The organism is Acinetobacter lwoffii (assembly GCF_029024105.1).
Classification (GTDB): Bacteria; Pseudomonadota; Gammaproteobacteria; order Pseudomonadales; family Moraxellaceae; genus Acinetobacter; species Acinetobacter lwoffii.
In genome coordinates this window covers 441,266-456,519 of record NZ_CP118963.1, presented here as the reverse complement: position 1 = coordinate 456,519, position 15,254 = coordinate 441,266, and the positions used below count along the sequence as shown (strand labels likewise).

The following is a 15,254-nucleotide window of genomic DNA, read 5'->3' as shown; positions in this document are numbered from 1 at the left end:
TTAAGCTTGGGCAAGTAACTGCGACTTCACCCAAGGAATCACAACTTCAGTGGTCAAGGGTGCGAGTCGTACCTCTTTTTCATCCAGATCTACCCATTTCATTTCGGCAATTTCCGCTTCAATTTTTGGTGCTTGATCCAGACTTACCCAATAGACATAACTCACCAGTTGATGATCTGGTTCATTCGCCGTCTGGGTTTCAAAACGCCCAATGAATTGCTGAATCTCTGCCTGTGTGCCAATTTCTTCCTGAATTTCACGCAACATCGTTGCTTCTGGTGCTTCATTTGGCTCCAGCTTGCCACCAACCTGCATAAAGCAAGACGTCCCTTTTTTGCGAACCACCAGCAGTTGCTGCGCTTCATTTAAAATAATGGCCGCAGCCACCGTAATCACGTTCATTTATTTTCTACAAATCATGCTGTGGACAGCTTATTTTACAAGATCGGTCTGATCGACCATACCCCATTTCGCTTCAGGCGGCTGATAACTTTCAAATTGGCGCAAAATCTCATCCAGATTATCACTCACAATTAGAGCATCGCTAAAGCGCGCTTTGGTAAAACCTTTCTCAGTCGTCATATGGATAAATTTGAGTAAATCATCATAGAAACCATCTACATTTAAAAAAGCACAAGGCTTTTTGTGAATTCCCAACTGTGCCCATGTCCATTGTTCAAAAATTTCTTCCAGCGTTCCTGCACCACCCGGAATGGCAATAAATCCCTGTGCCAGTTCTGACATACGGGTTTTACGCTCATGCATATTATCGACCACAAATAGCTCGGTAATATGCGGATGCGCCAGTTCACGATTGACCAGCTGTCTTGGAATTACGCCAATCACCTTGCCACCAGCAGCCAGAGCACTATCAGCAACAATGCCCATTAAACCGGAGCGACCACCGCCATAGACCAGCGTCTGATGCCTTGCTGCCAAGGTTTGGCCAACTTTTTCGGCAATCTGGGCATAGAGAGGATCGGAGCCCAGTGCTGAACCACAAAAAATTGCGATAGAATTCATCATTTCACTCTCCAATTGACGCTATATTGTACGAAATCGCTGCAAGCGAGTTTTTTCCAAAAATAACTGCTTAATATCAGTGTTTTTATTCAATTCCTTGTCTAAAATACACCCATTCCAATTCACATACTGCGCCAGGGAGAAAAGACAGCATGCTTGAAGCCTTTTACGCCACAGAGCGCGGTAGCTTAGAAGATATCACGATTAACGGTGATTTCGACCTGCATCCAGATTTAGTATGGCTTGATCTGATTGCACCTTCACAAGAAGAGCAGCAATGGATTCTAGATGCCTATGCGCAAAACTTGCCGACCTTAAAATCGCTGGAAGATATTTCCTCTAGTGCCCGATTTTACCGTGATGATGACGGTATTTTGCATATCAGTACCTATTTTTTAACCAAAAATAAAAACTATCAGGTCGAGAACGAAAACGAAGATGAATCCAGCATGCTGGCGACGGTACAAACCGTAGCATTCATTCTGCATAAGGACCGTCTGTTTACCTTGCGTGGCGAAAAGCTGGTGGCCTTTCGTGCCTTCCGTGCCCGTGCGCGCCGCAATGATTATGAAATCGATTATAAAGATCCGACCTGGATTCTATTGGGTCTGCTCGAAGCCAAACTGGATGAACTGGCCGATATTCTGGAAGATGTCCATAAAGATTTAGAGAAATATTCAACTGAAGTGTTGAATAACCGCCATCGTGAGCAAATTCTTGATCTGGATGACATGATTACCCGACTGGCTCAATTGGAAGATATGCTCGGTAAAGCGCAACTCTGTTTGATCGATTTGCGTCGTGTTCTGACTTTCCTGTCTCGTCCACGCGCCTTGGGCAGTCATATTTATGATGCGGATATCCGAGAACTCAGTGAAGATGTGCGCTCGCTGGTTGAACATGATGCCTTCCTGTTCCAGAAAGTGCGCTTCCTGCTCGATACCACGTCCGGATTCATTAACACGGAACAGAACGATACGATTCGTCGATTCTCGATCTTACCAAGTATGCTTGCGCCGCCGATGCTAATTGCCAGTATTTATGGCATGAATACCGAAGTTCTGCCTTTTGCACAAGGCACTATGAGCTTTATTATAGTCAGTATTATTTTAATCGGCTTTTTGATTGGGCCATTGATTTACTTTAGATGGAAGAAGTGGATTTAGAATCCCTCCTAACCTCCCTTTTCAAAAGGGAGGGATTTTCCCTTCTCCTGTCAGGAAAGGGAACCTCATACATTCAGTTCTATAAAAATAAAAAGCACCTTTCGGTGCTTTTTTTATTTACTGAATGATCTGTAAATCATCCTGTAAATGACAGGCCTGAATGATATTCATCATTTTAGCAGGGACAGCTTTAAACTGCAGTCCTTGCGCTTGAGGAGTCTGGCGCAACCAGCGCACCAATACCGCCAAAGCCAAAGTACTGCCACTTTCAAGCCCAGCCAGATTAACCACAAGCGGAAACTTGGTCTGCGACTGAACCACACGCAGACCATCTAAGTAATAGTCCTGCGCATTGGCATAGTCAATCTTGCCTGAAACCTGCAATTCCTGATCCTTGAATACAATCACGGCTCACCTATCTGATTATTTCTTGTCGATTGCAGCTTCTGCATCCGGTTTGAAGTTAGCAATAGCTTTATCTATGTTACCGCCATTACGTTTGACTGTCGCAGCAAACTGGTTACGGAATTGCAAACCTAGATCGATACCCGATACGTTGATGTTGCGGATTTTCCATTGTGAACCTTTGTCCACCAGCTGGAACGCCACCGGAATTTTCTCGCCTTTATTATTAAAGTCGATGGTTACAACAGGGTTTTTGCTATTGCTGGCCTTGTATGGGCGAACGCTATAGGTCTGATTGCTGAACTTGGAAAATGCAGAACCATAATTTTCAATCAGCGTTTCACGGAAATTCTTTTCAAACTGCGCGCGCTGTGCAGCAGTACTATACTGGTTCGTCGCATAAGTCCCCATCACAATACGCGTGAAAGACTGTGAATCAATGTATGGATCCAGATTCTGGCGGACAATCGCTTTTACCAGTGCTGGATTGTTCTGCAATTTTGCATTATCAGCTTTGAGGCGCTCAATCAAACCATCTGCTACTTTTTTAATAAAAACAGGTGGCGCTTCAGACGGTGCAGCAAACACTGTACCAGCAACCATTGTTGAAAGAATGCTTGCTGCAAGCGCTTGTTTTACTAAAGTCTTCACTGAAATCTCCTCAATCTATTATTCAACAAATGCAGGTTCTGCATCAGTCGATTCTGAAACTGTCGCCTGTTCTGGGGCAGTTTCTTGACTATCCGACGATTTACCGGCACCACCAGTAATAAACTTCGTCACTAAATCTTCAATTTCCATGGTGCCTTGGGTATTGGCAATCTGATCACCACGTTTCAAATAGTTCAGACCACCACCTGGAATAATTTTCAGGTATTTTTCACCCAATAACCCATTGGTCGCTACCATAATATAAGCATCTTCATCAATATTGGTGATGGATTTCATGTTAGCTAACAGTTGTTTTTCCATGTCTTTTTGTTGCGCAGGTGTCGCTGCTTCATAGTCCGAGCTGTAGCGTAACTCGTCCAGAGCTTCCTCCTGAACTTGCTTTAATTGTTCAGCATTAAACGAGGTCAATGAGCCATCTAAAGTCATATGTACGGTTGCCAGACGCGTTACAGGATCCAGGGTAATCTCATCGACCTGTCCCACTTTCACCCCGCTTAAAGCGACTTTGGCACGTGGCTTGATGCCATTCACATTTTCAAAAGTTGCCGTCATTTTATAGCTGTCGGAAATATTGCTGCCGACCAGACCACTGACACGCATCGCTAAAAAGAATAAGGCAATACCAAATAAAATAACAAAAACACCAACGGCCAGCTCACTAGTACGTGATTTCATTAAACACCTCCGAACATGACCGCAGTCAACACAAAATCAAAGCCTAAAACGCACAGTGAAGAATACACGACTGTACGCGTTGTAGAAGTTGCAATACCTTCCGATGTCGGGACACAGGCATAGCCTTGGTATACCGCAATCCAGGTACAAATTAATGCGAATACAAAACTTTTAATAATGGTGCCATTCAAGACATCTTTATAGAATTGCACGCTGCTTTCCATGCCGCTCCAATAAGCGCCTTCATCGGCACCCAGAAAATCCACCCCGACCATTTTACCGCCCATAATGCCAACTGCAGCAAAGATGACGGAAAGCATTGGCAAGCTAAAAATCCCTGCCCAAAGACGCGGCGAAATCACCCGTTTTAAGGGATCCACACCGATCATTTCCATACTGGACAATTGCTCAGTGGCTTTCATCAGGCCAATTTCAGCAGTCAAGGCTGAACCGGCACGTCCTGCAAACAGCAAAGCGGCGACCACAGGTGCCAGCTCACGCAGCAAGGTCAGCGCGACCGCTGTTCCTAGCATCGACTCACTACCAAAGGTCGACAAGATGCTAAACATCTGCAAACCAAGCACAGACCCAATAAACAGACCAGAAACCACAATAATCAGCAGGGACAATACCCCAACCCGATACATCTGATAAACAAACAGCTTTACTCCAAGCCAGGTCGGCATGGAAAATAAAATCTGCAACAGCATCAGGGTCGCGACCCCAATCCCCTGTACACGTTCAATAACGCGTCTACCTAATGCGGCAATTGCATTCATGAACGAACCTCATCACTTAAATAAGCTTGATGACTAAACTGATAATCCACTGGACCTTCTACCGAACCAGTCAGAAATTGCTGTACAAAAGCAGACGGATGCGCTTTTAGTTCTGCCGGTGTGCCCTCGCCCTGAATTTTGCCTTCTGCCACCACATAGATGTAGTCCGCAATCGATAAAGTTTCTGCGACATCATGCGAAACAATAATCGTGGTCAAGTCCAGTGCTTCACGTAATGAACGGATCAGACGAGTCAAAACGCCCATCACAATCGGATCCTGTCCGGCAAATGGTTCATCGTACATGATCAGCTCAGGATCCAGCGCAATCGCCCGGGCCAAAGCTACGCGTCGGTTCATACCACCGGATAGTTCAGACGGCATCATCTGTTCTGCACCACGTAAACCGACTGATTCCAGTTTCAATGCCACGATTTCCTTAATCAGATGTTCCGGCAATTTGGTATGTGCTCGAATCGGAAATGCGACATTTTCATACACGCTCATATCGGTAAACAAAGCACCGCTCTGAAACAACATACCCATCCGTGCACGTGCTGAAAAAAGTTCGGAACGTGACATCGTGGCAATATCTTTGCCGTCCAATAAAACCTGACCGTGCTCAGGAACCAGCTGCCCACCAATTAGTCTTAATAAGGTGGTTTTACCAGTACCAGATGGTCCCATAATGGCGGTAATCTGCCCACGACGAATATTTAAACTCACATCGTCATAAATCACGCGCTCACCCCGCTTGAAGCTCAGATTCTTGACTTCAATCAGAGATTGAGTATCTCGCGCTGTTTGATTTTTCATAGCTGAGTTTATTCCTGCATTTTTTCAGCATGCATACTATAAAGGAACGAAGTTCAAAATGTTAGCAGTTGAAAAGGTGGTTTAATATCATTAAAAAATGACAACAATAGATTATTTCGTATTTTTTATAATAAAAATATGTACTTAAGCTTGGGTGAAATACATTGATTAATTAAAAAGACTGTATAAATAATAGATAATATTACATAAAATCAAAGTCAATGCGATATATGGCATATACACCTCTATCAATTGAGATCGAAGAGCTAAGCTTTTCATATTAATAGTTATCATAACCCTGACAAAATATGATTTAGTAGACATTTTACGTTAAAAAGCAAAAAACTCAATGCATAAAAAAACCGGTATTTCTACCGGTTTTTTTATCTTCATCTAGCGACTGAATTAGTCGTTAAATTTACGACGTGGACGATCTTCACCACCGAACGAACGTTCACCACGTGGCTTGTCATCAAAGTTGCGACGTACTGGACGATCACCGAAATCACGCTTTGGACGGTCATCACCGAATGAACGCGCTGGACGATCACCGAAACCGCCTTCACGACGTGGAGCTGAACGATCACCAAAATCACGTTTTGGACGATCACCATAACCGCCTTCACGAGCTGGTTTATAATCTACACGGTTGCCACGGTTGTCATCATTAGAACGAGGACGGTCACCAAAACCACCTTCACGACGTGGAGCTGGACGATCACCGAAGTCACGCTTTGGACGGTCATCAAACGAACGTTGTGGACGATCACCGAAACCGCCTTCACGACGTGGAGCTGGACGATCACCGAAGTCACGCTTTGGACGGTCATCAAACGAACGTTGTGGACGATCACCGAAACCGCCTTCACGACGTGGAGCTGGACGATCACCAAAGTCACGACGTGGACGATCTTCGCCAAATGCTGGACGTTCGCCACGAGGTTTGTCATCGAAGCTACGACGTGGACGATCATCACCGCCTTCACGACGTTTGAAGTTGCTTTCGCCTTCAAAACGACGACCGCCACCGAAACCACCACGACCGCCATCACGACGACCGCCATCACGGCCACGACCGCGACCAGCGCCATCACGGCTACCACGTGCAGGAGGTGGAGATGGCTCAAGACCTTCAATTTCAGATACGTTTAGACGCGCATCAAGGAAGTCTTCCAAAGCACGGATTTTACCGCGTTCACGGTAAGTCGCCAAAGTAATTGCTTTACCAGTACGACCCGCACGACCTGTACGACCAATACGGTGTACATAGTCTTCGTTCTTCATTGGAAGACCGAAGTTGATGACGTGTGAAATTGTTGGTACGTCAAGACCACGCGCTGCAACGTCAGTTGCAACCAAAATCTTCGCACGACCTTCACGGATGCTACGTAAACGACGGTTACGAACAGTTTGTGGCATAGCACCGTGAAGTGCTACAACTGATAGACCTGCTTCAGCAAGTTCTTCAGCCAACATATCTGTGTCTTCTTGAGTTGACGCAAATACAACTGCTTGATCAACGTCTTCTTCGTTCAACCAGTGAGTAAGAAGTTTTTTCTTGTGCTCGAAACCGTCAGTCCAATGCAAAGTCTGAGTAATATCAGTATTTGTAGAGTGACCAGTTTCGATCGAAATACGCATTGGATCATTCATCATGCGTTCTGCAAGTGTAATGATACGTGGTGCAAAAGTCGCAGAGAACATAAGAGTTTGTTTGCGGTTTGCAGCCAACTCACCAATTGCTTCTAAGTCTTCAGAGAAACCTAGGTCAAGCATACGGTCAGCTTCATCGACGATCAACGCGTCAACTTTGTCAAGTTTGATTTGACGACGATTCACCAGGTCAAGTAAACGGCCTGGAGTTGCAACAACAACTTGCGCACCTTTTAACTGTTGAATTTGCTTACCGAAAGGCATACCGCCCATGATTGCAGCAATACGAACACCTTTCATGTGACGTACAAATGCGATTGCGTCTTGACATACCTGTTGTGCCAATTCACGCGTCGGTGAAATCACCAAAATATTCGGTTGAGTAACCGCTTTCATACGGTCTTTAAACGGTACTAATGTATCTTGGTTTGCCAACGCATTTAACGTAGGCAGCAAGAACGCAGCAGTTTTACCAGAACCTGTTTGGCTTGACACAAGAAGGTCTTTGCCTTCAAGCGCAGCAGGAATCGCTTGTTCTTGTACAGGAGTAGGAGTGGTAAAGCCTAAAGCGTCGAGAGCCTGAGTTAGAGATTCGTCGAGGGAAAAATCAGCAAAAGTTTTGCTCATAGAGAGTGTTCACCCTGAAGTGGGTGCTCCATTAAATAAATTACAATATGGACATCGGCAAAAAGCGGCACAGCAAATAGAGCTGAAAAAGTTAGGATTCAGCAGCGATCCGAATAACGACGATGTGGATATAACGCACGTATATGATTACGGCCGCAAACCTGAAGGAATCGCTTAAGCGATTGGGGCGCGAAGGATATGTCCTCTCTATGGACAGAACGCGCATACAATGATTAGAAGATAGTGTTCAGGTAAAGAACGGAAAATTAAGTGCGTGCAGAAATTATAGCAGAATATTCCACAATGTCATTAAGTTTTAAAACTAATTTTCTTTATTCATAAATAATGTATATTTTTCTTACACTTAAAGAAGTATAAAAGTTTAGTTATTGGTCTAAAAAGTCAATTTTCTGCAATTTACCGGACATTTCCGATATCTAGTCAGTGTAAAAAACCTAGACATTACCCGATTAAAAGAAGAGAAGTATATAAAAAAGGCATCCCGAAGGATGCCTTTTAGAATATTAAATCTGCTTCATCTAAACCCGATTATTTTGCTGCTTCACCCCAAGCAGGAACAACTGCTTGCATTAAAGGCTTAAGCATTTTCATTGAACAAGCCAAAACTTGACCATTTTCCATAGAGTCGCTACCACCACGTGCATCAACTACAGTACCGCCTGCTTCTTTCACGATCAATTCACCCGCTGCAATATCCCAAGGTTTCAAACCAAGTTCAAAATAAGCGTCGAAACGACCGGCAGCCACATAAGCCAAATCCAATGCTGCAGAACCTGAACGGCGATATTGCGCACCGGCTTCAGTAACATTTAACAAAGACTGGAAATGATTCTTGGCATAAGACACAACTTCGCCATCACGTTTGGCACGATAAGCGTGACCAACAGCCATAAAGGTATTTTCCAGGCTGTCTTTAACATTCACACGAATACGGCGCTGGTTCATCATGGCACCACGACCACGACTGGCAGAGAATAGCTCATCTTTCACCGGGTCATAAATCACCCCGTGTTGAGTAATGCCTTTGTGCTGAACTGCGATAGAGATACAGAAATGCGGGAAACCGTTAATGAAGTTTAAAGTACCATCTAGCGGATCGATCACCCAACACCAATCGGCGTCATGACCTTTACCTTCCTGATAGCCAAACTCTTCACCAAGGAAACTGTGATTTTTATAGCTTTTACGTAGGGTATCGATGGTCAACTGTTCCAGATAACGATCTACACGCGTTACCGGACCATCAATTCCTTTTTCTTCGACTTGTAGATCGAGTTTATGACGATTCTGATGCGCTTTTAAAAGCTCTTGACCAACTAACTGAGCCGCACGCGCAGCCATCACCACCATAGGTTCCATTGAACACCCACTACAAATTTGAAGACACTGATAAAGAATAATGCATAAAAGCCCCAATATCTTAGCAAATATCAGGGCTTTTTTGGGAAAAATGTGTCTAAAATTTTTAAGATATTATGACAAAACGCTTTGTCCTAAGCTGGACCAAGCTTGATTGATCGATTTTTCAATGCCTTGCGCATCCAAACCCGCTTGTTGCAACATCTGTGCATGAGTCGCTTGCGCCATAAATGTATCATCCAGACCCAGATGCAGCATCGGTTTTACAATCTGCGCTTCTGCCAGATATTCATTCACCGCACTGCCTGCTCCGCCCATGATGGCATGTTCTTCAACCGTCACAAACAGACTGGTACTTAAGGCCAGATCATCGAGCATTTGAGTATCGAGTGGCTTGACAAAACGCATGTTAACCACACGCACGCCAATCTCATGTTTCACGGCAAATGCGTCAGCAGCGTCGACTGCAGCCTGTACCCGGCTACCAAATGCCAGCACAGAAATATATTCATCATACTGCCCATTAAAGCTGGCCACGATTTCCGCCTGACCGATCGGAATCTCAACCATCTTTTTCTGAATCTCGACGCCTAGTCCATTGCCACGTGGATAACGTACGGCTGCAGGACCTGGATATAAATACGCAGTATGCAGCATTTGACGGCATTCATTTTCGTCTTTTGGCGCCATGATCACGATATTCGGGATAGTCCGCATATAGGCATAGTCATATGCACCGGCATGGGTCGGACCATCTTCACCGACCAGACCGGCACGATCAATACCAAAGGTAACATCTAGATTCTGCAAGGCTACATCGTGTACCAGCTGGTCATAACCGCGTTGCAAGAACGTCGAATAAATCGCCACGACCGGCTTTAAGCCTTCACAGGCCATACCAGCAGCCAAGGTAACTGCATGCTGTTCGGCAATCGCCACATCAAAGAAACGTTCCGGATATTCTTTGGCAAATTTGACCATGCCTGAACCTTCGCACATGGCGGGAGTAATCGCGAGTAAGCGTGTGTCTTGTGCCGCTTCATCGCAAAGCCATTGCCCAAATACATCCGAATATTTCGGCGCAGTATTGCTGGCAGCAACGGCATTGAGTTTGCTAATCGCGTGATACTTGATTTGATCCGATTCTGCCGGAGCAAAGCCCTTGCCTTTTTTAGTATAGACATGAATCAGGCGTGGGCCTTTACGCTTTTTCAGCGCATTAAAGACATGCACCAGCTGTTTGACATCATGACCATCGTACGGGCCAAAATAGTCAAAGCCGATGGCTTGGAATAAGTTATCTGCAGCATCGGTTGCTGCACTGTGCAAACGCGAGTTATACAACCATTCTGGATGTGGCTGTACATATGCCTCACCCTGCTCGGTAACATTAACGAACTCACCGCGCTCCCAAATGGCAGCCAGATGTTTGGCAAAACCACCGGTACTGCAAGAAATCGACATATCATTGTCGTTCAGCACCACCATCAGATCAGCACTGTGTGCCACGGCATCATTCAAAGCTTCAAAAGCCATACCTGCCGTCATGGCGCCATCGCCAATAATCGATACCACTTCACACGGCTTGTTCTGATAACGACGTGCCAGCGCCATACCTAGGCCAGCAGAAATCGCCGTCGAAGAATGCCCTACCCCAAAGGTATCAAATTCAGATTCTTCACGAGCCGGAAACGCAGCCAGACCATCTTTGGCACGAATCGTGGTGAGCTGTTCACGACGACCAGTCAACACTTTATGCGGATAGGCCTGATGACCTACATCCCAGATCAGGCGGTCATGCGGTGTATTAAAGCAATAATGTAAAGCCACGGTGAGTTCAATCACACCGAGATTGGCACCAAAATGTCCGCCACTTTGCCCGGCAGCATACAAAATGAATTGACGTAACTCATCCGCCACTTGTTCTAGCTGGCTTTGCTCGAGTGCACGCAGTTGCTCAGGATGATTGATCGCATCAAGCAACGGTGTTACAGGGCGTTGAGTTGGGATTTCTGTATACAGCATATTATGGCAAAGCCTTCTAAAGCCTGGCAAATCTAAAGCTAGGTCAATGGGGAGTACCCGATCATATAGCTGAATTGTAGCAGCTTCAATTCAGCTACGCTTCTAGCGATGCAATATTAAACAATGATCTCGTCGGGGTGAAAAAATTGCAGCCTACGATTATCCTGAATAATCTTACTATTTATCAACTATTATCGTTCGCTTTCTACAAAAAAGAAAATCTATTGCAGAATTTCGACTTTGCAATTCTACCAATGTTCAATCATTACGCTATACTTTAGCCAATTTCAGGATTTAACGGGTTCAGCTGTGCCAATCGAATTTGTCGCAACGTCAAGATTACCTACCGCTCACGGTGAATTTAAAATTACTGTATTTCAAGACCCTAAGACTGGCGAAGAACATGTCGCACTTTCCAAAGGACTTGAAGAAGTATCAGATGAGCCTGTAGTGGTGCGTGTGCATTCTGAATGTTTAACTGGTGATGCCTTTGCTTCACTCAAATGCGACTGTGGCCCGCAATTGCAAGCGACTTTAAAACTGATCAATGAATTAGGCCGCGGAGTCATTCTGTATTTGCGTCAGGAAGGTCGTGGCATTGGCCTGACCAATAAAATTCGCGCTTATGCCCTGCAAGATCAGGGACATGACACCGTAGATGCCAATTTAATGCTGAACCTGCCAGCAGATGCACGTCAGTATGATATGTGTAGCATCATGCTGGATCATTTACAGGTGAAAGCAGTACGTCTCGTGACCAATAATCCTTCTAAAATTGAAGCTTTAAAAGCCCAGGGGATTAATGTGATCGATCGTGTGCCTTTGACTGTGGGTTTAAACCCTTTTAATGAACAATATCTTAAGACCAAGCACGAACGCATGGCACATCTTTATAAAAAGGATGATTTTTAATATTTTTAACCCCCGTCCCACCTTATTTTAACTTAATCCCTCCAAACCTCCCTTTCTTGCGCTTCGACTTAAAGCCATACTTAAGTCTTGCTCAGGGAGGCTTTCCCTCTTTTTCTTAAAAATGGGGTTAGGGGAAGATTAAATCGTCATGGAAAAAATCCGGTTCTCTGGCATCCGTCGCTTTAAACGTAAATCAAAAGCCATACAAATATTGCGTACAAATGGTTTCCCTTTCTCTAGAATCGTGACTGACGAGTCTGAAAATTGAATCAAGCCATCCTGCGCCATTTCCTCAAGCTGTGCCAAAACCTCATCAATTTCAGGAAAAAGTATCTCGGAATTTTCCCATGAGGTACTAAAGCTGCACATCAAATTTAGAATATGTTGCCGAATGATCAGATCTTCATGATTTAATATATGTCCTCTAAATACCGGAATTTCATCCCGCGCCAGGCATTCATAATATTCTTCAATTGTTTTCACATTCTGCGCAAAGCTGTACCAGCTATCGCTGATCGAAGAAATCCCGAGTCCAATCATCACTTGGGTTTTAGAGGCGGTATATCCCATAAAATTGCGGTGCAATGTTCCAGCTTGAAAGGACTGGTACATCGCATCTTTTTCTAAAGCAAAGTGATCCATGCCAATTTCATGATAACCATGCGCGAGTAACTTCTTTTTACCTTCTTCATAGCATTCCCGTTTGATTGCATCTTTGGGCACATCGGCATCTTTAAAACCGCGCTGACCATTGCCTTTAATCCAGGGCACATGTGCATAGCTATATAAAGCCAGACGGTCCGGCAAGAGCGAATTGGTTTGTTCAATAGTATTTAAAACATCTTCCAGACTCTGAAATGGCAGACCAAAGACCAGATCATGGGAAATCGATTCATAGCCAATTTCTCGCGCCCATTCGGTTACCTGTTTAACATTTTCATAAGGCTGAATCCGGTGAATCGCCTTTTGCACGGTTTCATTATAATCCTGTACCCCATAACTGACTCGACGAAAGCCAAGGTCATATAAACCTTGCAAATGCTCACGCATGGTATTATTAGGATGGCCTTCAAAACTGAATTCATGTACAGGCGCTACATCTGCTTTGGCCAGAATGCCTTGAATTAGTTGAGCCAGATGTGCCATTGAAAAAAAGGTCGGCGTTCCTCCACCAAAATGAATCTCTTTAATGATGGGCTTTTCTTGTAATAACTCGCAATATAGATCCCATTCTTTCAGCAGTGCCTGAATATAAGGTTGTTCGACTTCATGGCGTTTGGTCACGCGCTTATGACACCCGCAGAAGGTACACAGGCTTTCGCAAAATGGCAGGTGGATATACAAGCTAATGCCTTCGCTTTGATTGGATTCATCAAAAGACTTTTTTAGCGTTTGCTTCCATTGTTCCAGCGAGAAATTCTGCTCTTCCCAATACGGAACAGTGGGATAACTGGTATAGCGTGGCCCGGGAACATTGTATTTTTGAATCAGGGAATTGACCTGTACCGACATGAGACTCACCTATTACCGTCGAGAAATGCTCAAGCCAATGAGCGCTTGTGAGTTATTGTGCTGAGCTTGAAAAAAGAATTCAACCTAGCCATTTAGTCGGATTTAATGATGCATTCTGCTTATGAATAGTGGAATGTAATGTCTGGGCTGATGAATTGCATCACCAAATTAGACCTTAATCTTTGACTGATTTTATGCTTTGATGTCGTTAGTTTTTTATTTCCCTACGAGGGCTCTGATGCAGCATCCTACATCTACGGATATTCAACGTGTTCGTGAATTTCTCCTCGACTTACAGGCACGGATTTGTGCAGCACTAGAACAGCAGGAACGTGCTGGCGGCGGTACGGCTGAATTTATCATCGATGACTGGGAGCGTCCGGAAGGTGGTGGCGGCCGTTCACGTGTTTTGCAAAATGGTACGGTGATTGAAAAAGGTGGGGTAATGTTCTCCCACATCAACATTTCCAAGCTACCTGCTTCTGCGACCGAACGCCATCCCAATATTGCCGGTGCCAAAGCGCAAGCGATGGGGGTATCACTGGTGATTCATCCGAAAAATCCAAATGTGCCCACCTCACATGCCAACGTGCGTTTATTTGTCGCAGAAAAAGAAGGCCAGGATCCGATTTGGTGGTTTGGTGGCGGTTTTGACCTGACCCCGTTTTATCCGAATGATGAAGATGTACTGTCTTGGCATCAAACGGCGCATGATCTATGTGCGCCATTCGGCGAAGAGGTTTATCCTGAACATAAACAATGGTGTGATGATTATTTTTATCTGAAACATCGTGATGAACAGCGTGGCGTTGGCGGCTTGTTTTTTGACGACCTGAATCAATGGGATTTTGAAACCTGTTTCCAGTATATGCAGGCTGTAGGCAATGGATATCTAGAAGCCATTCTGCCGATTTTCCAGCGCAATCAGGATAAGCCTTATACCGAAGCACAACGCGAGTTTCAGTTATACCGTCGCGGCCGTTATGTGGAATACAATCTGGTTTATGACCGCGGCACCCTGTTTGGCTTGCAGACTGGTGGCCGGATTGAATCGATTCTGGTCAGCCTGCCCCCGCTTACCGGATGGTCATATCGCCCTGAATGGGATGAGGGCTCACCGGAAAAACGTTTAACAGATTACTACCTGAAACCACATAACTGGTTAACAGAATTAAAATCCAACGCAATGAAATGATACAAACGGCCCTCAAATAGAGGGCTGTTTTAATAGATATATCCTCTATACTGCTGCATAGAAATACCTGATTTGATCGCGGCACCCTATCGCTACATCGATCATATTCCATTTGATGTCTAGTGAGAATAACAATGCATAATCTTCAATTAAATCTACCTGTGTTGGCCTTTTGGCTTTTTCTGGCTCTCGCCATCAGCGCGATGAGTACCGCAATTTTGAGTCACAACCTGATTCTGGATGGCGCCGCTATTCTGGTGAGTATCCTGACTGGGTTTGGGGTTGTTCTCAGTATGGCGCTGATGTTTGCGGAACATATTATGGATATTTGCAGTTCCTAAAACCCGGATCACTTAACAGCAATTTAAAATCGCGCAGGCTTTAGTCTCTGCGCTTTTTCACGTATATTGATGGC

15 protein-coding genes are annotated in these 15,254 nt (G+C 44.7%); 4 read left to right on the top strand and 11 right to left on the bottom strand.

From position 1 onward, the window contains the following. Together PYW33_RS01995 and PYW33_RS01990 are read right to left on the bottom strand one after the other, a co-directional pair. A complete protein-coding gene (locus tag PYW33_RS01995) occupies positions 1-402 on the bottom strand; it encodes an NUDIX hydrolase (RefSeq protein ID WP_004645039.1) in 402 nt (133 codons plus the stop codon). 30 nt (positions 403-432) lie between these two features. Next, positions 433-1,023 (bottom strand): LOG family protein, encoded by a 591-nt coding sequence (locus tag PYW33_RS01990; RefSeq protein ID WP_004645038.1) that lies wholly within the window; start codon positions 1,021-1,023, stop codon positions 433-435. Positions 1,024-1,175: 152 nt separating this feature from the next. Here PYW33_RS01990 and PYW33_RS01985 point away from each other — a divergent pair, with 152 nt between their 5' ends. Beyond that, positions 1,176-2,189: a CorA family divalent cation transporter gene (locus PYW33_RS01985; protein WP_004645037.1), complete on the top strand. Its 1,014-nt coding sequence runs from the start codon at positions 1,176-1,178 to the stop codon at positions 2,187-2,189. 117 nt (positions 2,190-2,306) lie between these two features. On the opposite strand, the gene PYW33_RS01980 is transcribed toward PYW33_RS01985, so the two are convergent. From PYW33_RS01980 to dxs, 8 genes are all read right to left on the bottom strand, one after another. Continuing rightward, a complete protein-coding gene (locus PYW33_RS01980) occupies positions 2,307-2,597 on the bottom strand; it encodes an STAS domain-containing protein (protein ID WP_004645036.1) in 291 nt (96 codons plus the stop codon). 15 nt (positions 2,598-2,612) lie between these two features. After that, positions 2,613-3,245, bottom strand: coding sequence for an MlaC/ttg2D family ABC transporter substrate-binding protein (locus PYW33_RS01975; RefSeq protein ID WP_004645035.1), 633 nt, complete (start codon positions 3,243-3,245; stop codon positions 2,613-2,615). An 18-nt stretch (positions 3,246-3,263) separates the two neighbouring features. Further along, complete coding sequence (gene mlaD / locus PYW33_RS01970) at positions 3,264-3,941, bottom strand: outer membrane lipid asymmetry maintenance protein MlaD (RefSeq protein ID WP_004645034.1); 678 nt, start codon at positions 3,939-3,941, stop codon at positions 3,264-3,266. Beyond that, positions 3,941-4,720, bottom strand: a complete 780-nt coding sequence (gene mlaE, locus PYW33_RS01965) for a lipid asymmetry maintenance ABC transporter permease subunit MlaE (RefSeq protein ID WP_004645033.1) — start codon at positions 4,718-4,720, stop codon at positions 3,941-3,943. The genes mlaD and mlaE overlap by 1 nt, the downstream gene beginning before the upstream one ends. Beyond that, on the bottom strand, positions 4,717-5,535 hold the full coding sequence (locus PYW33_RS01960; protein WP_004645032.1) for an ABC transporter ATP-binding protein: 819 nt from the start codon (positions 5,533-5,535) through the stop codon (positions 4,717-4,719). The genes mlaE and PYW33_RS01960 overlap by 4 nt, the downstream gene beginning before the upstream one ends. 405 nt (positions 5,536-5,940) lie before the next feature. After that, positions 5,941-7,815, bottom strand: coding sequence for a DEAD/DEAH box helicase (locus PYW33_RS01955; protein ID WP_004732315.1), 1,875 nt, complete (start codon positions 7,813-7,815; stop codon positions 5,941-5,943). Between the two features lie 549 nt (positions 7,816-8,364). Then, positions 8,365-9,195, bottom strand: a complete 831-nt coding sequence (locus PYW33_RS01950) for an inositol monophosphatase family protein (protein ID WP_016806782.1) — start codon at positions 9,193-9,195, stop codon at positions 8,365-8,367. Between the two features lie 114 nt (positions 9,196-9,309). Continuing rightward, complete coding sequence (gene dxs, locus PYW33_RS01945) at positions 9,310-11,220, bottom strand: 1-deoxy-D-xylulose-5-phosphate synthase (protein WP_004645028.1); 1,911 nt, start codon at positions 11,218-11,220, stop codon at positions 9,310-9,312. 309 nt (positions 11,221-11,529) lie between these two features. On the opposite strand from dxs, the gene ribA reads away from it, so the two are divergent. After that, complete coding sequence (ribA, locus tag PYW33_RS01940; protein ID WP_004645027.1) at positions 11,530-12,132, top strand: GTP cyclohydrolase II; 603 nt, start codon at positions 11,530-11,532, stop codon at positions 12,130-12,132. A 138-nt stretch (positions 12,133-12,270) separates the two neighbouring features. Here ribA and hemN read toward each other — a convergent pair whose 3' ends face one another. Continuing rightward, positions 12,271-13,644: an oxygen-independent coproporphyrinogen III oxidase gene (gene hemN, locus PYW33_RS01935; protein WP_004645026.1), complete on the bottom strand. Its 1,374-nt coding sequence runs from the start codon at positions 13,642-13,644 to the stop codon at positions 12,271-12,273. Positions 13,645-13,882: 238 nt separating this feature from the next. Between hemN and hemF the strand changes: the two genes are divergently transcribed. Both hemF and PYW33_RS01925 read left to right on the top strand, forming a co-directional pair. After that, positions 13,883-14,839, top strand: a complete 957-nt coding sequence (hemF, locus tag PYW33_RS01930) for an oxygen-dependent coproporphyrinogen oxidase (protein WP_004645025.1) — start codon at positions 13,883-13,885, stop codon at positions 14,837-14,839. A gap of 134 nt (positions 14,840-14,973) precedes the next feature. Next, a complete protein-coding gene (locus PYW33_RS01925; RefSeq protein WP_004281539.1) occupies positions 14,974-15,180 on the top strand; it encodes a hypothetical protein in 207 nt (68 codons plus the stop codon). The last annotated feature ends 74 nt before the right edge of the window (positions 15,181-15,254 follow it).